Annotated in this window: 15 protein-coding genes; 6 read left to right on the forward strand and 9 right to left on the reverse strand. The window is 71.1% G+C overall.

Translation table 11 applies throughout. From position 1 onward, the window contains the following. The first annotated feature begins 5 nt into the window (after positions 1-5). The 3 genes from HS109_00865 (at position 6) to HS109_00875 (ending at position 2,765) form a co-directional block, all read left to right on the forward strand. On the forward strand, positions 6-1,691 hold the full coding sequence (locus HS109_00865; GenBank protein MBE7520914.1) for an iron ABC transporter permease: 1,686 nt from the start codon (positions 6-8) through the stop codon (positions 1,689-1,691). A gap of 159 nt (positions 1,692-1,850) precedes the next feature. Then, a complete protein-coding gene (locus HS109_00870; GenBank protein ID MBE7520915.1) occupies positions 1,851-2,237 on the forward strand; it encodes a VOC family protein in 387 nt (128 codons plus the stop codon). Between the two features lie 45 nt (positions 2,238-2,282). Continuing rightward, entirely contained in the window at positions 2,283-2,765 is a 483-nt protein-coding gene (locus tag HS109_00875; protein MBE7520916.1) for a hypothetical protein, read from the forward strand. Positions 2,766-2,852: 87 nt separating this feature from the next. Here the strand turns inward: HS109_00875 and HS109_00880 are convergent, their stop codons facing one another. Continuing rightward, positions 2,853-3,881 carry a Fe(3+) ABC transporter substrate-binding protein gene (locus HS109_00880; protein MBE7520917.1) on the reverse strand — a complete coding sequence of 343 codons (1,029 nt, stop codon included), beginning with the start codon at positions 3,879-3,881 and terminating at the stop codon, positions 2,853-2,855. A 139-nt stretch (positions 3,882-4,020) separates the two neighbouring features. Beyond that, positions 4,021-6,798, reverse strand: coding sequence for a phosphoenolpyruvate carboxylase (gene ppc, locus HS109_00885; protein ID MBE7520918.1), 2,778 nt, complete (start codon positions 6,796-6,798; stop codon positions 4,021-4,023). 35 nt (positions 6,799-6,833) lie between these two features. Between ppc and pgi the strand changes: the two genes are divergently transcribed. Further along, positions 6,834-8,498, forward strand: a complete 1,665-nt coding sequence (gene pgi, locus HS109_00890) for a glucose-6-phosphate isomerase (GenBank protein MBE7520919.1) — start codon at positions 6,834-6,836, stop codon at positions 8,496-8,498. Here pgi and mltB read toward each other — a convergent pair. Beyond that, positions 8,492-9,475: a lytic murein transglycosylase B gene (mltB, locus tag HS109_00895; GenBank protein ID MBE7520920.1), complete on the reverse strand. Its 984-nt coding sequence runs from the start codon at positions 9,473-9,475 to the stop codon at positions 8,492-8,494. The two genes, pgi and mltB, sit on opposite strands and share 7 nt — an antisense overlap. A 169-nt stretch (positions 9,476-9,644) precedes the next feature. Here mltB and HS109_00900 point away from each other — a divergent pair, with 169 nt between their 5' ends. Continuing rightward, entirely contained in the window at positions 9,645-10,685 is a 1,041-nt protein-coding gene (locus HS109_00900) for a quinone-dependent dihydroorotate dehydrogenase (protein ID MBE7520921.1), read from the forward strand. Positions 10,686-10,852: 167 nt separating this feature from the next. On the opposite strand, the gene HS109_00905 is transcribed toward HS109_00900, so the two are convergent. The 4 genes from HS109_00905 to hrpA form a co-directional block, all read right to left on the reverse strand. Next, positions 10,853-11,335, reverse strand: a complete 483-nt coding sequence (locus HS109_00905) for a MaoC family dehydratase N-terminal domain-containing protein (protein ID MBE7520922.1) — start codon at positions 11,333-11,335, stop codon at positions 10,853-10,855. Further along, positions 11,332-12,117, reverse strand: coding sequence for a competence/damage-inducible protein A (locus tag HS109_00910; GenBank protein ID MBE7520923.1), 786 nt, complete (start codon positions 12,115-12,117; stop codon positions 11,332-11,334). Before HS109_00910 ends, HS109_00905 begins: the two co-directional genes overlap by 4 nt. After that, positions 12,114-14,513, reverse strand: a complete 2,400-nt coding sequence (locus HS109_00915) for a DUF1631 domain-containing protein (GenBank protein ID MBE7520924.1) — start codon at positions 14,511-14,513, stop codon at positions 12,114-12,116. Before HS109_00915 ends, HS109_00910 begins: the two co-directional genes overlap by 4 nt. Positions 14,514-14,679: 166 nt before the next feature. Next, on the reverse strand, positions 14,680-18,660 hold the full coding sequence (hrpA, locus tag HS109_00920; GenBank protein MBE7520925.1) for an ATP-dependent RNA helicase HrpA: 3,981 nt from the start codon (positions 18,658-18,660) through the stop codon (positions 14,680-14,682). Positions 18,661-18,821: 161 nt separating this feature from the next. On the opposite strand from hrpA, the gene HS109_00925 reads away from it, so the two are divergent. Beyond that, positions 18,822-20,429 carry an ABC transporter substrate-binding protein gene (locus HS109_00925; GenBank protein MBE7520926.1) on the forward strand — a complete coding sequence of 536 codons (1,608 nt, stop codon included), beginning with the start codon at positions 18,822-18,824 and terminating at the stop codon, positions 20,427-20,429. Positions 20,430-20,521: 92 nt separating this feature from the next. Here HS109_00925 and HS109_00930 read toward each other — a convergent pair whose 3' ends face one another. Next, on the reverse strand, positions 20,522-20,848 hold the full coding sequence (locus HS109_00930) for a ubiquitin (GenBank protein MBE7520927.1): 327 nt from the start codon (positions 20,846-20,848) through the stop codon (positions 20,522-20,524). A gap of 70 nt (positions 20,849-20,918) precedes the next feature. Continuing rightward, positions 20,919-22,337 (reverse strand): Re/Si-specific NAD(P)(+) transhydrogenase subunit beta, encoded by a 1,419-nt coding sequence (gene pntB / locus HS109_00935; GenBank protein ID MBE7520928.1) that lies wholly within the window; start codon positions 22,335-22,337, stop codon positions 20,919-20,921. Positions 22,338-22,342: the final 5 nt, after the last annotated feature.

The following is a 22,342-nucleotide window of genomic DNA, read 5'->3' on the forward strand; positions in this document are numbered from 1 at the left end:
CCATCATGAACGGTCGTCGCCCGCTCGTCCTCGCCGCCCTCGCGCTCGCCGCGCTCGCGCTCCTCCCGGTGCTCGCCGTCGTGGTGCGGGGCATCGCGCCGGGGGCGAGCGACACCTGGTCGCACCTCGCCGACACCGTGCTCGCCCGTTACGTCGGGAACACGCTCGCGCTGGTAGTGCTGGTCGGCGCGGGCGTCGCCTTCGGCGGCACGCTGACCGGCTGGGCGCTCGCCCAGTACCGCTTCCCCGGCAGCCGCATGTTCGCGTGGGCGCTGCTGCTGCCGCTCGCGATGCCGACCTACGTGATGGCCTACGCCTACACCGACTTCCTGCAGTACTCGGGGCCGGTGCAGACGACGCTACGCCGGGCGTTCGGGGAGGCGGCGAGCCACGCGTTCCCGGACGTTCGCTCGCTGCCGGGTGCGGCCGCGATGTTCGTCTTCACGCTCTATCCGTACGTCTACCTGCTCGCGCGCACCGCGTTCGCCGAACGTCCTGCGGCCTTCGTCGAGGCGGCGCGAACGCTGGGCCTCGACCGGCGGCGCGCGTTCTGGCGCGTCGAACTGCCGCTCGCGCGTCCGGCGATCGCGGGCGGCGTCGCGCTCGCGCTGATGGAGACGCTGGCGGACTTCGGCACGGTCGCCTACTTCGCGGTCGACACCTTCACCACCGGCATCTACCGCGCGTGGTTCACGCTGGGCGACCGCGCCGCCTCCGCGCAGCTCGCGGCGACGCTGCTCGCGTTCGTCCTCGCGGCGCTCTGGCTCGAGCGCGCGTCTCGCGGCGCGGCGCGCACCTCGAGCGCCCGGGCGCGCGCCGGCGCGCCCGACGCCCGGCCGCGCATCGGCGGTTCGCGCGGCGCCACGCTCGCGGTGCTGTGCAGCGTGCCGCTCGCGGTCGGATTCGTGATTCCGGTGTTGCTGCTCGTGCGCCTCGTGCTCGCCGAGCCCGAGATCCCCGGCATCGAGCGCTTCGTCGACGGCGCGTGGAACAGCGTTCGCGTCGCCGCCATCGCGACCGTCGTCGCGGTGGCCTTCGCGGCGACCGTGTCCTATGCGAACCGGCTCGCGCCCGGCGCCGCCGTGCGAGCGGCGACGCGCGTGCTGACGCTGGGTTATGCGGTCCCGGGCACGGTGCTCGCGGTCGGCGTGCTGCTGCCGCTCTCCACGCTCGACGGCTGGTTCGCCGACGCGATCCGGCGCACGACCGGAGCGCACGCCGGACTCCTGTTGACCGGCACCGTCGTCGCGCTCGTCTACGCCTACCAGGTCCGCTACTTCGCGGTGGCGTGGAACGGCATCGAACCCGCGTTCCAGCGCATCACGCCCGCGATGGACGCTGCCGCGCGGAGCCTCGGCGCCGGCACGATCGGCACCTTCCGCCGCGTGCATGCGCCGCTCCTCGCGCGCAGCGTCGCGGCGACGCTGCTCCTGGTGTTCGTCGACGTGATGAAGGAACTGTCGGCCACGCTCGTGCTGCGGCCGTTCAATTTCGACACGCTGGCGACGCAGGCGTTCTCGCTCGCGAGCGACGAACGTCTCGCTGAGGCTGCGGTGCCGTCGCTCGCGATCGTCGCGGTCGGGCTGCTGCCGATCGTGCTGCTCTCGCGGGCGGCGATGCGGCGGCGGGACTCCCGGCCGTCCGCGGCCGGCGTATCGGCGCCGGGTCAGGGCCTGCAAGCGCTTCCATAGCCGGCGCCGGCAGGGTGGCTTCGCTGCCGCCCCGAAGGTTCGACGTTCACGACCCGGCCACGCCATTTGCGACAGGCGAGGACCGTTGCGGTAGTCTGTCGGACCGTCGTCACGCCGGCACAGTCCCCCTCTTCTTCTGACATCGACAGGAGACGAACCATGCGCCTGGGCAACTTCTCGATCGGTCTCGCCGTCAAGGACATCGGCGCATCCCGCGCCTTCTACGAGAAACTCGGGTTCCGCGCGATCGGCGGCGACCAGGAACAGAACTGGCTGATCCTCCAGAACGAGACCGCGACGATCGGACTCTTCCAGGGGATGTTCGACCGGAACGTGATGACGTTCAATCCCGGTTGGGACCGCAGCGGCGCACGGTTGAACGACTTCGACGATGTTCGCGACATCCAGCGGATCCTCCGCGACCGCGGGCTCGCCCTCGTGTCCGAGGCGGACGCGACGTCGACCGGACCCGCGAGCCTGATGCTGACCGATCCCGACGGGAATCCGATCCTCGTGGACCAGCATGTGCCGAGACCTCGGAGGTGACGCGGGCGACCAGGTGAACCCACGCGGGTTCTCGGTCGAATCGTCATGCAGGCGCTGACCAGGCGTGTGCGCGCGCACGCCACCCATCGGGTCTGCATCGTGCCTGGGCCGGCGATGAAGCTCGGCGCCCTGCTCTTCGTCTGCCTGCTCGCCGGCTGCCAACCCTTCGAGCAGGCGTCCGTCGATCTCCTGACCGAAACCGGGGTCCACCATCGCCTCCTGTCCTGCAGCGGCGGATGGATGTCGCGGATCGCGCGCTGCGACCTGGCGATTGCGCCCGGCGAATTCGATCGACTGGTCGTGGCGCTCGACGTTGCCACGCCGACGCACGACGCGACCCGCGGGAGCCGGGTCGTGCGGCTCGCCGCGGGCGACTCGTTGGACGACCCGAGATTCGCGGCGCTGGCCGAGGTCGCCTTCATGCGCACGCTGTGGACGCCTTCGCGGCACGGATTCGCCGGCGCCTTCCTCGTCTACGACCCGAGTCGGGAAGTCGCCCGTCTGCGGCTGTCCATCGCCTATGGATAGCCTGCCGCGAACGACGCGCGATGGGCGAACCCCCGCCAGCGCGTCGTGGAGCGCCGGCCAGCGGACGGCGCGAGACGATGCCGCGGGCTACCTCCAGCCCACGCGATCGACGATCTTCTGTGCCGCCGGAATGTTCTTCGCGATCGTCGCGATCGACAGGTCGTCGGACTTGAACGGCCCCATCGCCTCGAGCGCGGGGTTCTTCACCTGCACGCTCTTCACCGCCGGCCACTCGTTGTTGCCGTCGGCGAAGTAGCGCTGCGCGTCGTCGCTCGCCAGGTACTCGAGGAACTTCACCGCGTTGTCCTTGTGCGGTGCGTGCTTGAGCACGCCGGCGCCCGCGACGTTGATGTGCGTGCCGTGGCCGGCCTGGTCGGGCCAGACGAGCCAGGTCTTCGACGCGATCTCGCGGTCCTCCGGCTTGGTCGAGCGCAGGATGCGCGCGTAGTAGTACGAGTTGTTGATCGAGATTCCGCACTCGCCGGCCGCGGCACCCTTGATCTGGTCGGTGTCGCCGCCCTTCGGCGCGCGCGCGAAGTTCGCGACCACGCCGCGCGCCCACTCCTCGGCCTTCGCCTCTCCCATGTGCGCGACCATCGCGGCCACCAGCGACAGGTTGTAGGGGTGCGAGCCCGAGCGCACGCAGATCCTGCCCTTGTGCTTCGGATCCGCGAGCGATGCGTAGGTCGATACGTCGGCCGGATTCACCATCGCCTTGTTGTAGACGATGATGCGCGCCCGGCTCGAGAATCCGAACCACTCGTCGTTGGTGCCGCGCATCGACGCGGGCAGGCGCGTATCGAGGATCGACGACTTCACCGGCTGGAACAGCCCCAGTTGCTGCGCGTTGTACAGGCGCGACGCGTCGACGATCAGCAGGATGTCGGCCGGACTGTTCGCCCCTTCCGCCTTGAGGCGCTCGAGCAGTTCGTTCTCGCCGGCCTCGATCCGGTTGACCTTGATGCCGGTGGCCTTGGTGAAGTTCCCGTAGAGCGCTTCGTCGGTCGCGTAGTGCCGCGCCGAGTAGACGTTCACCACCTGTTCCTGGGCGGCGGCGGCGAGGGGGAGCACGGCGGCGAGCGCCGCGGCGAGGAGCACGGGTCGAAGGCGGGGCATGGGAGCCTGCGGACAGGGAATGGACTGGGGTTCACTCTAGCGGCGTCGCGCGCCGATGTCAATAAGAATGCGAACCATTCCTGTTCGTTTCCTGTGTCGCAGCCCAAGTGGCGATATCCCCGGGCGGTCCACCGGCGGATCAGCCGCTGTTCCGCAGGCCCGCGGCGAGCCCGTTGATCGTCAGGTGGATCGCGCGCTTGGTGCGCTCGTCGGTCTGGCCGGCACGGTAGCGCGTCAAGAGCTCGATCTGCAGGTGGTTCAGCGGATCGAGGTAGGGGACGCGGTTGCGCAGGCTCCGCGCGAGCGTCGGATTGTCGGCGAGCGGGTGGTCCTGGCCGGTGATCTCGGCGAGGACGGCGAGCGTGCGGGAATGCTCGGCGGCGATGCGGCCGAAGATCGCGTCGCGCAGCGCGGCATCGGGCACCAGCGCCGCGTAGCGCGACGCCACCGCGAGATCCGATTTGGCGAGCACCATGCCCATGTTCGACAGCACCGACGCGAAGAACGGCCAGCGCAGATGCATCTCGCGCAGGAGGTCCATCGCGTCGCCGCGCTCGCGCCGCCACGCCTCGATGGCGCTGCCGACGCCGTACCAGCCCGGGAGCATCAGGCGGCATTGGCTCCAGCTGAACACCCAGGGGATCGCGCGCAGGTCCTCGATGCGCGTCGACGCCGTACGCGACGCCGGCCGGCTGCCGATGTTGAGCTCGGCGATCTCGGCGATCGGCGTCGACGCCCGGAAGTACGCGACGAACCCGGGCGTGCCGTACACGAGATCGCGGTACGCCGCGAGCGCGTGCGCGGAGAGTTCGTCGAGCGCGCGGTAGTAGCGTTCGGCGCGGTCGCCGAGCTGCTCCGCGTCGGAGAGCGCGGCCTCGAGCGCCGCGGCGACGAGCGTCTCGAGGTTGCGGCGGCCGAGTTCCGGGTCCGAGTACTTGCTCGCGATGATCTCGCCCTGCTCGGTGAGCCGCAGGCCCGCGTTCGCGCTGCCCTTCGGTTGCGCGAGGATCGCGTCGTACGACGGCCCGCCGCCCCGCCCCACGGTACCGCCGCGCCCGTGGAACAACGCGAGCGTGACGCCCGCCCCCCGGAACGCTTCGACGAGATCGCGCTCCGCGCGGTAGAGCGCCCAGTTCGACGCGAGGTAGCCGCCGTCCTTGCTGCTGTCGGAGTAGCCGAGCATGATCTCCTGGCGGTTTCCGCGGCCCTCGACGATCCGGCGCCACGCGGGCAGCGCGAACGCCTCGCGCATGATCCGGCCGGCGCCCTCGAGGTCGTCGATCGTCTCGAACAGCGGCACGATGTCGAGCGCGCTGCGGCCGTCGCGGACGAGCCCCGCGCCCTTGAGCAGCACCGCGACCTCGAGCAGGTCGGAGACCGACCGGCACTTGGAGATCACGTAGTACGGCACCGCGTCCGCGCCGTAGTCCGTGTGCACCGACGCCGCCGCGTCGACGATCGCGAACTCGCTACGCGCACGCTCCGAGTAGTCGAGGAACGGCGAGCGCAGCGGGCGCGGGTTCGTGAGCTCGGCGGCCAACGCGGCGACGCGCGCCGGCTCGTCGAGCGCTGCGTAATCGGCCACCGCGCCGGCGCGTTCGAGCAGTTCGCCGACGACGACCTCGTGGACGTCCGCGTTCTGCCGGAGGTCGATCGACGCGAGGTGGAAGCCGAACGCGGCCACCGCGTAGCGCAACGGCAGGAGCCGCTCTTCGGCGAGCGCGGACCCGCCGTGCGTGGCGAGCGAGGCGGCGATGGTGGCGAGATCGGCGTCGAACTCCGCGGGCGACGCGTAGGGGGGCCGCTCAACCTGCGGCGCGCGCGCGATCGGGGCATCGGACTTCGCCTTCGCCGTCGCGGCCACGCGCGCGTAGACGCCGATCAGCGCCTGGCGATACGGCTCGTCCTGGCGATGGGGATTCGCGTCGTTCGCCGCACCCGCGAGTTCGAGGAGCGCCGGCGTCGGCCGCACCAGCCGCGACGACAGCGACAGCTCGCTCCCCAGCCGGTGCACCTCGTCGAGGTAGTGCGTGAAGGCGACCGTCGACTGCGCGCGCACGGCTTGCACGAGCGTGCGCGCGGTCACGAACGGATTGCCGTCGCGATCGCCGCCGATCCACGAGCCCATCCGCAGGAACGGCGGCAGCAGGTCCCCGCCGAGCGCCTCGCTGCCGAGGCGCGAGGCGAAGTCCGCGTAGAGCGACGGCAATCCGTCGAGGAACGTGTACCGGTAGTACGCAAGACCGTTCTCGATCTCGTCGACGACCTGCAGGCGCGACAGGCGGAGCATCGCCGTTTGCCACAGCCCGAGCACGCGGCGGGCGAGGCGCCGCTCGACGTCGGCGCGCTCGGGCGCAGTGAGCGCCCGGCGGTCGTGCCGCGACAAGAGTTCGGCGATGCCGCGCTCCGCGTCGAGGATGCTGCGACGCTGCACCTCGGTCGGATGCGCGGTCAGGACCGGCGACAGGCGCGCATGTGCGCACCACCGGGCGATCGCCGCGGCGCCGACGCCCGCGGCGGCGAGCGAGGCGAGCGAAGCCTCCAGGCTGCCGCGTTGCGGCGGCGATCCGGCGAGCGCGTGCATGCGGCGGCGCCGGTTCTGGTGGACGTCCTCGGCGAGGTTCGCGAGCTGCGAGAAGTACGAGAACGCGCGCACGACGTCGAGCACCTGCGGGATCGGCAGGCCGTCGAGGAGCCGCGCGAGTTCGGCGCGGGCCGCTTCCGCCTCTTCGCCCTCCCCGCGCCGGAACCGGACCGCCGCCTGGCGGACGGCCTCGACGCGCGCATAGCCCTCTTCGCCCGTCTGCTGGCGCAAGACCTCGCCGAGGATGCGGCCGAGCAGCCGCGTGTCCTCGCGCAGCGGCCGGTCCTTGTCCGCGTCGTCGTTCGAAGGTGGCGGAGTGCGGACGTCGGGCATCGTCGGAACGGAGCGTGGTTACAATCGCAGTGTATATGACCGTCGAACTCCCCGATTCGCTCCGCGCGGCCGCGCGAACCCTCACCGCGACGCCGCTCGCATCGCTCTTCGAACGCGACCCGCATCGCGTCGAGCGGCTGACGTTCGCGTGGGAAGGCTTCCGCGTCGACCTCGCGAAGGAACGCATCACGCCGGAAGTGCTGGCGGAATGGTGCGCGTTCGCGTCCGACTCGGGCATCGAGCGGTGGATCGCCGCGCTCTTCGCCGGCGAGAGGATCAACGTGACCGAGGCGCGCCCGGTGCTGCATCCGGTGCTGCGCGACCGCGCGTCCGCGCCGCTCGTCGTCGACGGCGTCGACGTGCGCGGCGCGTTTCGCGCCATGCGCGAACAGGTCGCGGCGATCGCGGACGAACTCGCCCGCGGCGTGCGCCGGGGCGCGACCGGCGTGCCGTTCCGCCACGTCGTGCACCTCGGCATCGGCGGATCGGACCTGGGGCCGCGGCTCGTCGTCGACGCGTTGCGGCCATCGCGCCCGCCGGCCGGTGTCGGCGTGTCCTTCGTCGCGAACGTCGATCCGGTCGCGCTCGACCGCGCGCTCGCCGGCCTCGACCCCTCCGCGACGCTCTTCGTCGTCGCGTCGAAGAGCTTCTCGACGCAGGAGACGCTCGCGAACGCAACTGCCGCGAAGGCCTGGCTCGCCGCGTCGCTCCCTCCCGGCGCGGACACGGGCCGGCATTTCCTCGCCGCGACGGCTCGGCCCGACGCAGCCGCGGCGTTCGGCATCGCGCCGCAGGACGTCCTGCCGATGCACGACGGCGTCGGCGGCCGCTTCTCGCTGTGGTCGTCGGTCGGCGTGACGATCGCCGCCGCGCTCGGCAATCGCGCGCACGCGGCGCTTCTCGACGGCGCGCACGCGATGGACCGTCACTTCGCCACGGCGCCGCTCGCGTCGAACCTGCCGGTGATCCTCGCGCTCGCGGGCTTCTGGAACGCCAACGCGCTCGGCTTGCGCCAGCGCGTCGTGGTGCCCTATGCGGAGGCGCTCGCGCTCCTCCCGGCCTACCTGCAGCAACTGTCGCTCGAGAGCAACGGCAAGCGCGTGACGCGCGAGGGCGCGCCGGTCGGCGGCCGAACCGCGCCCGCGCTGTGGGGCGGTGTGGGCACCGACGGCCAGCACGCGTTCTTCCAATGGCTGCACCAGGGGACCGACGTCGTGCCGGTCGAGTTCGTCGTTCCTTCGGTGCCGGCCGAAGGCGACCCGGGACGCCACGCGCTCCTCGTCGCGAACGCGCTCGCCCAGGCCCAGGCGCTCGCGGTCGGACGTTCAGCGGACGAGGTGGCCGCCGATCTGCGAGGACGCGGCGAGCGCATCGACGCCGCCGCGCTCGCCGCGCGCGCGAGTCCGGGTGATCGTCCGTCGACGACGTTGCTGACTCCGCGCCTGGATGCGCATGCGCTCGGCGCGCTGCTCGCGCTCTACGAGCACCGCACCTTCGTCGAAGGCCTGCTGTGGGGCATCAACCCGTTCGACCAGTTCGGCGTCGAACTGGGCAAGATCCTCGCGCAGCCGATCGCCGCGGCGCTCGAGGGCACCGGTGAGCTTTCCGCCGCCACCGATCCTTCGACCCGCGCGCTGGTAGCGCATGTCCGCGCCGCCATGCTCGGCCAGGACCGCGACGCGGATCCTTTCCGTCAGTAGGCGGCCTTGATCGCCTCCGCGAGGCGGATCACCGCGGTCGCGTAGAGGCGGCTGCGGTTGTAGCGGGTCACGACATAGAAGTTGGGGCCGGCGATCCAGGTGCTCGCCCCGCCGTCGGATTCCTCCAGCAGCAGCAAGCCGACCGGTTCGTCGGCCGATCCGACCGGCGTCGCCGGACGCACGCCGTCGGCGGCCCAGGCGTCGAGGCTGCGCCGCTCGCTCAGCCCCCCGTCGAGCTTGCGGAGCACACCGTCGCGCGCGTCGGCGTCGATGGCCGCGGGCACGATCGTGGTCCCGCCCGGCTGCCAGTCGTGGCGCGCGAGATAGTTGGCGACGCTGCCGACGACGTCGGGCCCGCTCTTCCACAGGTCGATGCGCGTGTCGCCGTCGAAATCGACCGCGTAGCGGCGCACGCTGCCGGGCATGAACTGCGGCACGCCCATCGCGCCGGCGAACGACCCCTTCGGCGTGAACGGCGAGAAGTCCTGCTCGCGCGAGAGCAGCAGGAACTCCTTCAGTTCTCCGCGGAAGAACGGCGCACGCCGCGGGTAGTCGAACGCGAGCGTCGCGAGCGCGTCGATCACGCGGAAGCCCCCGAGCAGCCGGCCGTAGTTGGTCTCGATGCCGACGATCGCGACGACGATCTCCGGCGGCACGCCCCACTTCGCCTCGGCGCGCGCGAGCGCGTCGGCGTTCGCGCGCCACCAGAGGACGCCGTCCGAAACGCGCGCGGACGACAGGAACGGCGGCGCGTACTCGAACCACTTCGGCGGCGCGATGATCGGCCTGCTCATCAACGCGACGATGCGCGGCTGGAAGCGCGCGCCGGCGAGCCAGCGCTCGACTCGCGTCCGGTCGAGCCCGGTCTCCGCCGCGATCTCGGCGGCGAACGCGCGAACGTCGTCACGCGGGCCGTAGGCGATTCTGCGCGCGTCCTTCGCGGCTTGCGCGAGGACCGTCGGCGCGGCGAGCGCCAACGCGCACGCGAGGAGGTAACGCAGGACCGGATCCGCGCGACGACGAAGCGGAGATCCCGCGCGAGTCGGACGAGGTCGCACGGCGCGCCGATGGTATCATCGCCGCGCCCGCCGCCCGGTGCTCCGGCGCAGCATGCTGCGTCGACCGGACTTCGCATCGCGCAACCCGATGCTCTATCCGCTGATCCGTCCCGCGCTGTTCGCGCTCGACCCCGAGCGCGCGCACGCCATGACGCTGGCCGCGCTCGATGCGGCCGCGACGACGGGTCTCGCGCGCTGCACGGCGCCGCGCCTGCCGGCCGACCCGATACGGGTGATGGGACTCGACTTCCCCAATCGCGTCGGCCTCGCGGCGGGGCTCGACAAGGACGCCGCGCACCTGCCCGGCCTCGCCTCGCTCGGGTTCGGTTTCCTCGAGGTGGGCACCGTCACGCCGCGTCCGCAGCCGGGCAATCCCCGGCCGCGCATGTTCCGGCTTCCGGAAGCGCAGGCGCTGATCAACCGGCTCGGATTCAACAACGGCGGGGTCGAACGCTACGTGGTGAACGTGCGGGCGTCCGGCTACCGCGGCATCCTCGGCTGCAACATCGGCCGCAATGCCGACACGCCGAACGAGCGCGCGGCCGACGACTACCTCGCCTGCCTCGCGGCGGTCGCGCCGGTGGCGAGCTACGTCACGATCAACGTGAGCTCGCCCAACACGACCGGGCTGCGCGACCTGCAGTCCGAGACCGCGCTCGACGCGTTGCTCGCCCGCCTCACCGCCGCCCGCGACGAGCACGTGCAGAGGCTGGGGCACGCGCTGCCGCTCGCGATCAAGATCGCGCCCGATCTCGACGACGACGCGATCGGCGGCCTCGCGCGCGTGCTGGTCGCGCGGCGCGTCGACGCCGTGATCGCGACCAACACGACGCTCGCCCGCGACGCCGTCTCCGGGATGCCGCACGCCGACGAGCGCGGCGGACTCTCCGGCCGGCCGCTCTTCGATCGCTCGAACGAGGTGCTCCGCACGCTCGCACGAGCGCTCGACGGCGCGCTGCCGATCATCGGCGTCGGCGGGATCTGCTCGGGCGAGGACGCGGCGGCGAAGCTCGCCGCCGGCGCGAGCCTCGTGCAGCTCTACACCGGCCTCGTCTACCGGGGGCCCGCGCTCGTCGGGGAATGCGTGCGCTCGCTCGCCGCGACGTCCAAAAGGGTCAGACTCGATTGAAATTCTGACGGCGACCGACGCGCCACGCGCAATCGATGAGGGACAAACGAGCTGGCGACGTCTTGCTCATCAATCGAGTCTGACCCCTTTGATTGAGCTGGCGACGTCTTGCTCATCAATCGAGTCTGACCCCTTTGATTGCGCCGGCCGCGAAATTGGGGGCTGCGCTACCCGTTTTTCGCGCCGAGCCACCCCGCCGTCGCATGCGCGAGCATCTTCGCGCTCCCTTCCGCGACGGTCTCGCCGCGCTGGTTGGTCGCGACGGCGCGCAGCGTCACGATGCCGCCGCCGTGCGACGGCTTGTCGTCCTTCGCAACGACGGTCCAGGTCGTCGTCACGGTGTCGCCCGGCCGCACCGGCGCGGTGAAGCGCGTCGCGTGTTCGAGCAGCGCGATCGCGGTGCCGTGGAAGATCATGCCGACCGCGCCGCCCATCATGGCGCTCGTCATCACGCCGTGGAGGATGCGCGTGCCGAACCGAGCCTGAGCCGCGTACGCGCCATCGACATGGTGCGGGTTGAAGTCGCCGATGAGGCCGGCGCCGAGCACGAGGTGCGCGTCGGTGACCGTCAGCGATCGTCGGAACGATTCCCCGACCGCGATCTCGTCGTAGTGGCGGCCGCTGCCGTCCATGCCGCTCGCTGCATTCACCCGGTACGCTCCGCCGGAGGATCCAGCGCTTCGTATCGGTGTCCTGCCGCCCGCACGCCGGCGACCAGATGGTCGAGCGCGGCGTCCGCGTCGGTGCGCGGTCCGCGCACGCCGAGTTCGATGCGGCGCCCGCCGCCCGGCAGGAACGCCGGCAGGCTGAAGAGCTTCACGGCCGGAAAGCGCGCGACGTTCTCGTCCATCAGCGGCAGCAACTGGCTCTCGCCGACGTCGTAGACCGCGATCGCGCGCTCGACCGCGCTCTCGCGGCGCAGGTCCGGGTAGCGTGTGTCGAGCACCCAGTCCATCATCGGCCAGGCCATCTGGGGAAATCCGGGAAAGAAATGGTGATCGCGCACCGAGAACGCGGCGACGCCGTTGAACGGATTGGGAATGATGCGCGCACCCGCAGGAAACTCGGCCATCCGCACGCGATGCGGATGGGCTTCGAGCCCGAAGCGCGCCTCGATCTCCGCGACCGCCTCGGGATGGGGCTCGAGCGCGACGCCGAGCGCCGCCGCGACGGCCTGCCGCGTCCGGTCGTCGGGCGTGGCGCCGATGCCGCCGAACGAGAACACGAGTTCGCCGCGCGCGAAGCTCGCGCGGTAGAGCGCGGTGAGTCGAGGGAGGTCGTCTCCCACGAAGCTCGCGTGGTCGATCGCGAGGCCACGTGCGCGCAACGTCGCGATCGCATGGGCGAGATGCTTGTCCTGCCGCTTGCCCGACAGGATCTCGTCGCCGACGATCACGACGCCGATCGCGAGCGATGCCGCTGCGGCGCTCATTGCGCCGCGGGTGGGAGGCGCGTCTCGAGTTGCCCCATGACGTTGGACAGCGCGCGATCGAGCAGCGGCTCGGCCTCGACCGGGCGCGCGCGGTCGGCGCGGAAGCGCTCCGCCAGTTCCTCGGCGGTCATCGACAGCGCCTTCTGGCCCTGGCGGTTGGTGAAGAGGTAGGTGCCGCGCAGCGGGCTCACCCACGCGAGCTTCGCGAACGCGAGGTGGCCGTCGTCGCCCTCGAACTCGATCCACATGCCGCGCTCGAGGCTGCGCGCGATCTCCAGGTACTGGTCGTCGCGGACCTCCGGCTCCTCGACCGGCGGCGCGGGTTCCGCGGGCGCCATCGCCTCGGCGAGCGCCTCGGCCTGCCGGGCCGCGCGCTCGTCGCCGGCGGCCTTCGCCACCTCGGCCTGCGCCTTCGCCGCCTCCGCGACCGCTGCGGTCGGCGATTCGACGTTGGCGAACGTCGGCTTCACCGCGGCCGCGTGCGCCTCGACGAGGTTCGCCATGAACGACTCGCGCGCGTGCGGCGACCAGTCCTGTCCCCGCACGCCGCTCGTCAGGCGCTTCAGGAGCGAGGGCAGGAGCGCGACGAGATGCTTGCGGTCCTCGGCGGTGCGCTTGGGTTGAACGCTCCACACCAGGTCTTCGAGCGTCGCCACCGACGCGCCGAACGCCTCGCTCTGGTCGCCGTCGGTCGCGTAGGCGTGGGCCATCGCGCCCTGCCAGTGCTCGCGCAGGAAGCCCGCGAGGAAGCGCGGCACCGGCGAGGCCTCGATGCGCCGCTCGACCTCGCCGCGCGCGACGTTGGCGGAGATCTCGGCGCGATCCCGGAGGTTGATCTCCTCGGCCGAGGTGTGGATGTTGGCCTCGGCATTGCGCTCCTCCTCGGCGAGGAACGCCTCGAGTTCCGCGCGCTGCTCGTCGAAGACCGCGAGGTCGTCGGAGAAGCCGTCGAGAATCCGGTGGACGATCGCGTCGATCCTGCGGTAGAGCGGATCGTCGTTCCCCATCGCGGGCGACCAGCCCCGTCCGGCTTCCGCCAACGCGTTGACGAGCAGGCGCGACGGATGCGACTTCTTGGCGAAGAAGGCGCCGTCGAGCATCGCCGCCTTGAGCACCGGGATCTGCAGCCGCGCGAGCAGCGCCTTGATGCCGTCGGGCAGATCGCGCGTCTCGAAGATGAAGTCGAACAGCATCGCGACCATCTCGATGGTCATCGATTCGAGCTGGTTCGCCTTGCGTCCGAGCGGCGACTCCTGCAGGTCGCGCAGGACGTTGTGCAGGCCTTCCGGGATGCCGGAGAACTGGACCAGCGCGCCACCGCCCAGGTCGAAGCCGCTCTGCCCCGCCTGCAGGCGCGTAAGCCCCTCGTGCAGCATCTGCGTCGCGATGATCGGCGCGCCGGGAACGTAACCCGACGGCGTCGGCGCCATCGGCGCGAAAGTCACCGGCGGCAAGCCGCCGGACATCGCCATCGGCATTCCGATCTCGGGGAGATCGTCACCCGCCGCCGAAGGGCGCATCGCGGACGCCCCGCCATGCGGCGCCATGCCACCGCCGGCGTGGGGCATCGCGGCCGGCGCACCCCCGGCGGTGCCGAACATCCGCCGGAACAGCGCCATCACGTCGACCTCGGCCGACGGAGAGGATGTCGGGGGATGCGGCGCCTTGCCTTCCGCCGCCGCCCGGCGTGCGTCCGCGCCGGCGGCGCGGTTGATGATCGCGGGACGGATCGACGCCGGGATGACGTGCAGGTTGGCGAGGTGCCGGTTGATGTCGCCGTAGATCGACGCGATGTCGCCGAGCGAGGCCTGGTTCAGTTCCTTCAGGATCTGGAACTTGATGCGGCTCTCGCTCTTCAGTTGCCGCAGGGCGTCCGCGAACGCGTCGACGATCGTCGTCGGCGCGAGCGGATTGTCGGGCGTTTCGAGATCGGGCCGGCCGAGCAGATGCCCGAGCCCGCGGTTCAGGAGCCCCAGTTCCTCGTGACACGCGTTCTCGACGATGCGCGTGATGTTGCCGGTGACGACGGATTCGTCCATCGACGCGGTGTCGACGAGCGTGAGCTTGGTCGGATCGACCGCCGAGTAGTCCGGCTTGGGGGTCTCCCGGTTCGCGATGCGGTCGTCGACGCGCTCGCGCAGGCGCCGCTCGAACTCCGCCATCAGCGTCGGGCGCTCGCTCTTGAGCAGGCCGCGCGCGTCGAGGTAGAGCGTCTGCTCGTCGCGGACGTCGGTGCGCGCCGCGCGATCCATCAGGAGGTCCCCGACGCGGTCGAGCATCGCGGAGAACGCGAGCATCAGGCGATGCACCGCCAGATCCCGGCAATCGCCCAGGATCTTCGACAGCTCGCGCGGCGTTGGACGCCGCGCCGAAGTTTCCGCCGTCGGCACGTTCACGCTGGGTTCCGGTCCCCTGATGACCCGTTCCGCCGGGCCTCGCGCCCGACTGGGCGCGTTCCCGGCCGCGGGCCGAGCGCCGGCATTTCCGCCAAACTACTGCAGGTGCGGACGCCAAGCCACTGTAGCACGGAGGATTTTGAGCTACCAGCGCCAGGGCCGCCGGCTAGCGGCCGCCAAGCGCCGCCCAGGCTTTTTCGACCCGTTTCAGCGACACCGGATACGGGGTCTTGAGCTCCTGGGCGAACAGCGACACCTTGAGTTCCTCCAGAAGCCAGCGAAATTCGTCGAGCGCCGGGTCCACCCTACCGGCCGTCCGGTCCCGGTCGCGTCGCTCGGACCAGCGCCGGACCCAGTCGGCGACCTGCGGCCCGTGGCGCGCCTCGCGGTCCGGCCGTTCCTTCGCCTTGGACCAGCGCCGGCCGATGGCCTCCAGGTAGCGCGGGACGTGCTGAAGCTGGGCCCATCCGGTCGCGACGCAAAACCCCGGTCGGACGAGTTCGTCCCGCTGTGCGCGCAGGTCGGAGGCGAGCCTCGCCAGCGCAGGTGGCGCACCCGCGAGCGTCGTGCCGAGCGCGTGGTACGAGGCGGCGATCGTACCGAGCAGCCGGAACGCCCCGTCGGCGACGGCCGGAAGTCGGGTTCGCGCCCGCTTGACCTGCTCGTCGAACGAACGTGCGTCGCGAGGCAGGGGATCGTCGGCGAGGAACGCGCGGTCGGCGACGAGGTCGAGCAGGTCGGAGAGCAGCCGGTCGGTGGGCACCGCAGGCTTGAGTGCGAGGGCAGCCTGCGCGAACCCCGGCCCGCCCTTCTCGTAGCGGGCCATCGCTTCGCGCAGGGCCAGGCGGATGAGGCGCACGACACCCGCACGCGTCGACGCCTGTGCGGCCTCCCGCGTGTCGGCGAGCGCAAGCGCCACGCTCGTGCCTTCGTCGACGAGCGAGGGGAACGCGACGAGCTTCCCGCCCCGGCGCTCGATGGTCAGTGTGTCGGGCAGATCGCCGAAGTCCCATCGGGTGAGTCCACGCTTGCCGTAGGCAGGTCCGTCGGCGGCGAAACTCGCCTTCGCCGCCTCGCCGAGTCGAGAGCGAAGCTCGGCGAGGTCGCGTCCCGAACCCAGTTCGGCGCCGGAGGCGTCGACGACGACGATGTTCATGGCGAGGTGCGCGGGCAGCACCATGTCGTCCCACACGTCGGGGGCCGGCGACTCGCCCAGTTTTCGTCCGAGCCATCCGCGGATCGCCTCCGGCAGCGAGGTCGCACCGGAGTACGCCTGCTCGAGGAACGCCGTCACCGCCGGCGGCAAAGGGACGAGCCGGTTCCGCAGGCCCTTGGGCAGCGCCTTCAGGTACCAGAGGACCTTCTCGCGCAGCATGCCGGGCACGAGCCAGCCGAGCGCGCCGGGGTCGAGCTGGTTCAACCGCGCGAGCGGCACCGTGAGCGTGAGCCCGTCGAGCGGATGGCCGGGAGAGAAGCGGTACTTGACCGGGTAGTTCGTCCCGGCGAACTCGAGGTGTTCCGGAAAGAGTTCGGCCGTCACGTCGTTCGCGGCGTGACGCATCAGGATCTCGCGCGTCATGAACAGGAGCCGCGGATCGCGCGCCTCGGCGGCCACGCGCCAGCGCTCGAACGCGGCGGTCGTCGACACGTCGGCGGGGACGCGCTCCGCATAGAACGCCGCGAGCGCGTCTTCGTCGACGAGCACGTCCTGGCGGCGCGCCTTGTGCTCGAGATCGGCCACCTCCGCGACGAGCCGGCGGTTGTGCGCGAGGAACGCGCCGCGCGTCGCGAGGTCGCCCGGCACCAGGGCCTCGCGGATGAACACCTCGTGCGCGCGCGAAGGATCGAGCGCCGTGAGCGACACCGGCCGCGAAGCGACGAGCGTCAGTCCCTGGAACGACACCCGCTCGCGCGCGACGACTTCGCCGCGTTTCGCGTCCCACGAGGGATCGAACTGCTCGCGGGTCACACGCTCGCCCGCCGCCGCTTCGATCCACTCCGGCTCGACGCGCGCGGCGCAGCGCGCGTACAGGCGCGTCGTCTCGACGAGTTCCGCCGCGAGGATGAAACGCCCGCCCTTCTTCGCGAGTCCGCTTCCCGGGTGCAGGTGGAAGCGCAGCCCGCGCGGGCCGGAGTAGCTCTCGGCGGGCGCCCGTCGACCCGGCGCCTCGTGCCGCGCCCCGCCGCCGGGCTCGCCGTCGCGCAGTCCGATGTTGGAGAGGAGCCCGGCGAGCAGCGATTCGTGGATCGCCCGGTAGCGGACGGCATCGATGGTGGCCGGAAACTCCGGCTTCCACGTCCAGCCGCCTTCCTCGAGCGTCCGCACGAGTTCGCGGTGGACGTCGCGCCATTCGCGCATCCGCAGGTGGTTGACGAACATCGCGCGGCAGCGTTCGACCTGGCGGCGGTGGGAGAGCTTCTCGCCCGCGAGCGCGTCGAACACCTGCCACAGGTTCACGAGCGACAGGAAGTCCGAGCGCTCGTCGCGGAAGCGCAGATGCGCCTGGTCGGCCGCCTGCGACTTGTCGAGCGGGCGCTCGCGCGGGTCGGGCACGGACAACGCGCTCGCGATCACCAGCGCCTCGGGCAGAGAGCCGCGCGTGCGCGCCTCGAGCACGATGCGTCCGATGCGCGGGTCGAGCGGCAGCTTCGCGAGTTCGCGGCCCACCGCCGTCAGAGCGCGCGTCTCGTCCACCGCGCCGAGGTCGGAGAGGAGCTGGTAGCCGTCGGCGATCGCGCGGGGGAGCGGCGGCTCGACGAACGGGAACGCGTCGACCGGGCCGAGGTCGAGCGCGGCCATCTGCAGGATCACGCTCGCGAGCGAACTCCGCAGGATCTCGGGCTCCGCGAAGCGCGGCCGCGCATCGTAGTCGTCCTGCGCATACAGGCGCACGCAGATCCCGTCCTGCACGCGGCCGCAGCGGCCGGCGCGCTGGTCGGCGTTCGCGCGCGCGATCTTCTCGATCCGCAGCAGCGTCGTCTTGTTGCGCGGCGCGTAGCGCTTGACGCGCGCGAGCCCGGTGTCGATCACGTAGCGGATGCCCGGCACCGTGAGCGAGGTCTCCGCGACGTTGGTCGCGAGCACGATGCGCCGACCGTTCGACGGCGCGAACGCGCGCTGCTGCTCCTCAGGGGACAGTCGCGCGTAGAGCGGCAGGATCTCGGCCGCCGTGCCCCAGGGCCGGCGGCGCAGGTCGGCGCGCAACAACTCCGCCGTCTCGCGGATCTCGCGCTCGCCGGGCAGGAACGCGAGGATGTCGCCCGGCCCCTCGCGCCACAGGTCGCCCGCGGCGTCGACGATCGCCTCCTCGATGTCGCCCTCATCGTCGGTCGACTCGTCGTCGGGGTCGCCACCGACGGCGCGGTAGCGGACCTCGACCGGATAGAGCCGCCCCGACACTTCGATGACCGGTGCCGGATGGTCGGCGTCCGTGCCGAAATGGCGCGCAAAGCGTTCGGCGTCGAGCGTCGCCGAGGTGATCACGACCTTGAGGTCCGGGCGGCGCGCGAGGAGCTGCTTCAGATAGCCCAGCAGGAAGTCGATGTTGAGGCTGCGCTCGTGCGCCTCGTCGACGATGATCGTGTCGTACGCGAGGAGGCTTCGGTCACCGCGCGTCTCGGCGAGCAGGATGCCGTCGGTCATCAGCTTCACCCACGCGTCGGGCGAGGTCCGGTCGGCGAAGCGCACCTTGTAGCCGACCGCGCCCCCGACGGGCGAGCCGAGTTCCTGCGCGACGCGCGCGGCCACCGCACGCGCTGCGAGCCGCCGGGGCTGCGTGTGGCCGATGAGTCCGCGCTCGCCGCGCCCGGCGGCGATGCAGATCTTCGGAAGCTGGGTCGTCTTGCCCGAGCCGGTCTCGCCGCAGACGATCACGACCGGGTGAGCGCGGATCGCGGCCGCGATGTCCTCGGCGCGCTGCGACACCGGCAGGTCGGGCGGGAACGCGAGCGTCGGACGGGTCGCGACGCGCGCGGCCTTGCGCGCGACGGCGCGCTCCACGTCGGCGGCGAGCTTCCGCCACGTGTCGGCGCCCGCCCGACGCGCCTTGGCCTCACCGATGCGCGCGGCGAGTCGCGCGGCGTCGGCGGCGAACGTGTCGTCGAGCCGCGCGGCGAGCGCGCGGGCGTCGGTGGGGTGGGCGGTCATGGCAGGAAACCGCGGTTCCGGATGCGCGGCGGATCGCGGGGCGCCGGGGCGCGGATTCTACCGTCCTACCGCCGCGCCGGCGGCTCCGTTATGATCCGCCCGTTTCGCCCGGCCCGCACCGGCACCCCGGTCCGCGCCACCCCCCCACCCCGGAGGACGCCATGAACCGCCCCGCCAGGAACGCACCCGTCCCGAAGCTCGCGCTCGCCGCCTGTGTCGCCGCCCTCCTCGCCGTCGGGTCGATGGCCGACGCGAAGACGCTGCGCTGGGCCGGCCGAGGCGATCCGCAGACGATGGACCCGCTCTCGCAGAACGAGAACCTGACCAACAACATCAACGGGCTCATTTACGACACGCTCGTGATGCGCGACAAGGACCTCAAGGTCATTCCCGGCCTCGCGACGTCCTGGGAGCAGTTGAATCCGACGACCTGGCGCTTCAAGCTGCGGCCGGGCGTGAAGTTCCACGACGGCACGCCGTTCACCGCGGACGACGTGGTGTTCTCGATGCAGCGCGCGGCGGAGGACACCTCGCAGATCCGCGCCTACTCGAACGCCGCGGGCAAGCCGCGCAAGATCGACGACCTCACGGTCGAGTTCGTCACCAGCGGCCCGAATCCGATCGAGCTCGAGCATCTCGTCACGCTCTTCATCATGTCGAAGTCGTGGTGCGAGAAGAACAAGTGCATGAAGCCGCTCGATTTCAAGGCGAAGGAGGAGATGATCACCGCGCGCCACGCCAACGGCACCGGCGCCTACACGCTCAGGTCGCGCGAGCCGGACGTCAAGACGGTGCTGGTCCGCAACCCCGACTGGTGGGGCTGGAAGGACAAGCGTTTCGACGGCAACGTCGACGAGGTCGTCTACACGCCGATCGCCAACGACGCGACGCGGCTCGCGGCGCTCGTCGCCGGCAACGTGGACATCGTCAACGACCCGGCGCCGCAGGACGTGCCGAGGCTGCACCAGACGCCGGGCGTCAAGGTCATCGACGGCTTCGAGCAGCGGATCGTGTTCATCGGCATGGACCAGGCGCGCGACGAGTTGCTCTACTCGAGCGTGAAAGGCAAGAACCCGTTCAAGGACAAGCGGGTGCGCGAGGCGCTCTACAAGGCGATCGACATCGACGCGATCCACAAGGCGACGATGCGGGGCCTGTCGAAGCCCTCGGGCGCGATGACGCCCTCGCCGGTCCAGACCACGCCCGAGATCGAGAAGCGCTTCGCCTACGACCCGGCCGCCGCGAAGAAGCTCCTCGCCGACGCGGGCTACGCGAACGGCTTCGAGGTGCAGCTCGACTGCCCGAACAACCGCTACGTGAACGACGAGAAGATCTGCCAGGCGCTCGCCGCGATGTGGACGAAGATCGGCGTGAACACCAAGCTCGCCACGCTGCCGCGCGCGCAATACTTCCCGAAGCTCGAGAAGCTCGACACGAGCCTCTTCATGCTGGGCTGGGGCGGCGCGTCGACCGACGCGATCTTCACGCTGCAGCCGGTGCTGTCGACCTACAACGGCAAGGGCGACGGCGACTTCAACTACGGGCGCTACAGCGATCCCAAGTTCGATGCGATCGTCGCCGAGGTCAAGGTCGAGTTGAATCCGGACAAGCGTCTCGCGCTCATTCGCCGCGCGCTCGAGATCCAGAAGAACGAGATCTACACGCTGCCGCTGCACCGGCAGGTGATCCCCTGGGCCGCGCGCAGCAACGTCGACGTCCCGCATCGCGCCGACAACCAGGTGTGGCCGGTCTGGGCGAAGATGAAGTAGGCGCCGGGCGGTTCCGCGGAAGTCGCCGGGACGCCGGCGATCCGGCCGACCGCGCCGCCCGCGTGGCGGCTCGCGTCGACGGCCGGCGTCGGCTAGCCGGGGCGAATCCTCGGGCGCAGGCGGCGGCGGCCGGCGATGGCGAGCGCGAGCGAGACCATCGCGAGCGCCGCGCCGCCCGACGCAGGCACCGCGAAGGCATCGCGGACCAACGCGAGCACGAGCACCGATTCCTTCTGGATGCCGTAGTCGGCGAGCGTACGGCTGTCCACCAGAAGTTCGCCGGCGTAGTACAACCGCTGCCGGGCGGCCGGAATCCCCTCCTGGTCCTGCACCTTCTGCTTGACGTTCCCGATCGTGTCGTTGCCTTCGACCTCGATCGCGATCGTCGGGCCGTCCGGCGTCTGCACGAAGATCTGCATCGCCTGCGCCCCGGCCGGAAGCGCGAGCGCGAGCCATGCCGCCAGCGCCGACAGGAACCGCCGGACCACGTCAGGCCTTCAGCGCCGCGAGAACCTCGTCGAGCATCTTCTTCGCGTCGCCGAACAGCATCCGGTTGTTGTCCTTGTAGAACAGCGGATTGTCGACGCCGGCGTAGCCCGACGCCATGCTGCGCTTCATGACGACCGAGTGCTTCGCCTTCCAGACCTCGAGCACCGGCATCCCGGCGATCGGACTTGCCGGATCCTCCTGCGCGGCGGGATTCACGATGTCGTTCGCGCCGATCACCATCGCCACGTCGGCGTCGGGGAAGTCCTCGTTCAGCTCGTCCATCTCGAACACGATGTCGTAGGGCACCTTCGCCTCGGCGAGCAGCACGTTCATGTGTCCGGGCATCCGCCCCGCGACCGGGTGGATGCCGAAGCGCACGTTGACGCCGCGCTCGCGCAGCGCCTTGGTGATCTCGTAGACCGTGTGCTGCGCCTGCGCGACCGCCATGCCGTAACCCGGGACGATGATGACTTCCTTCGCTTCCCTCAACAGGTCGGCGGTCTCCACCGCGGAGATCGGGTGCACTTCGCCCGCCGGTTGCGCCGCGCCGTCGCCCTTGGCCGCGGCGCCGCTGTCGGTGCCGAAGCCGCCCGCGATGACGCTGACGAAGTTGCGGTTCATCGCGTTGCACATGATGTACGACAGGATCGCGCCCGACGACCCGACCAGTGCGCCCACGACGATCAGGAGGTCGTTCGACAGCATGAAGCCGGTCGCCGCAGCGGCCCACCCGGAGTAGCTGTTCAGCATCGACACGACGACCGGCATGTCCGCTCCGCCGATCGCCATCACCATGTGGACGCCGAAGAGGAGCGCAATCACCGTCATCACGACCATCGCGGTCGTCGCCGAACCCGCGTCGTGCGAGGCGACGAAGCGCCAGCCGAACCAGACCACGACGACGAGGCCGGCGAGGTTGATCCAGTGGCGCGCGGGCAAGAGCAGGGGCTTGCCGCCGATCTTGCCCGAGAGTTTGCCGAACGCGATCAGCGATCCCGAGAAGGTCACTGCGCCGATCAGCACGCCGACGTACATCTCGATCTCGTGGATCGCGTTCTCGGCGGGCGTGAGCGTCGCCGAGACCGCCGGATCGACGAAGTTCGCATAGCCCACCAGCACCGCCGCGAGCCCGACGAGACTGTGCATCAGCGCGACCAGTTCCGGCATCTGCGTCATCTGGACGATGCGCGCCGCGTAGAGCCCGATGATCGCGCCGACGACCATCGCGCCGGCGATCCACGGCAGCCCGGCCGACGACACTTGCGTGCCGAACACGGTCGCCAGCACGGCGATCGTCATGCCCACCATGCCGTAGAGGTTGCCGCGGCGGGACGTTTCCTGGTTCGACAGGCCGCCGAGGCACAGGATGAAGAGGATCGTCGCGCCGAGGTACGCGACGGTGGCGAGGCTCGTGCTCATGGTCG

This window comes from Burkholderiales bacterium (assembly GCA_015075645.1).
Taxonomy (GTDB): domain Bacteria; phylum Pseudomonadota; class Gammaproteobacteria; order Burkholderiales; family Casimicrobiaceae; genus VBCG01.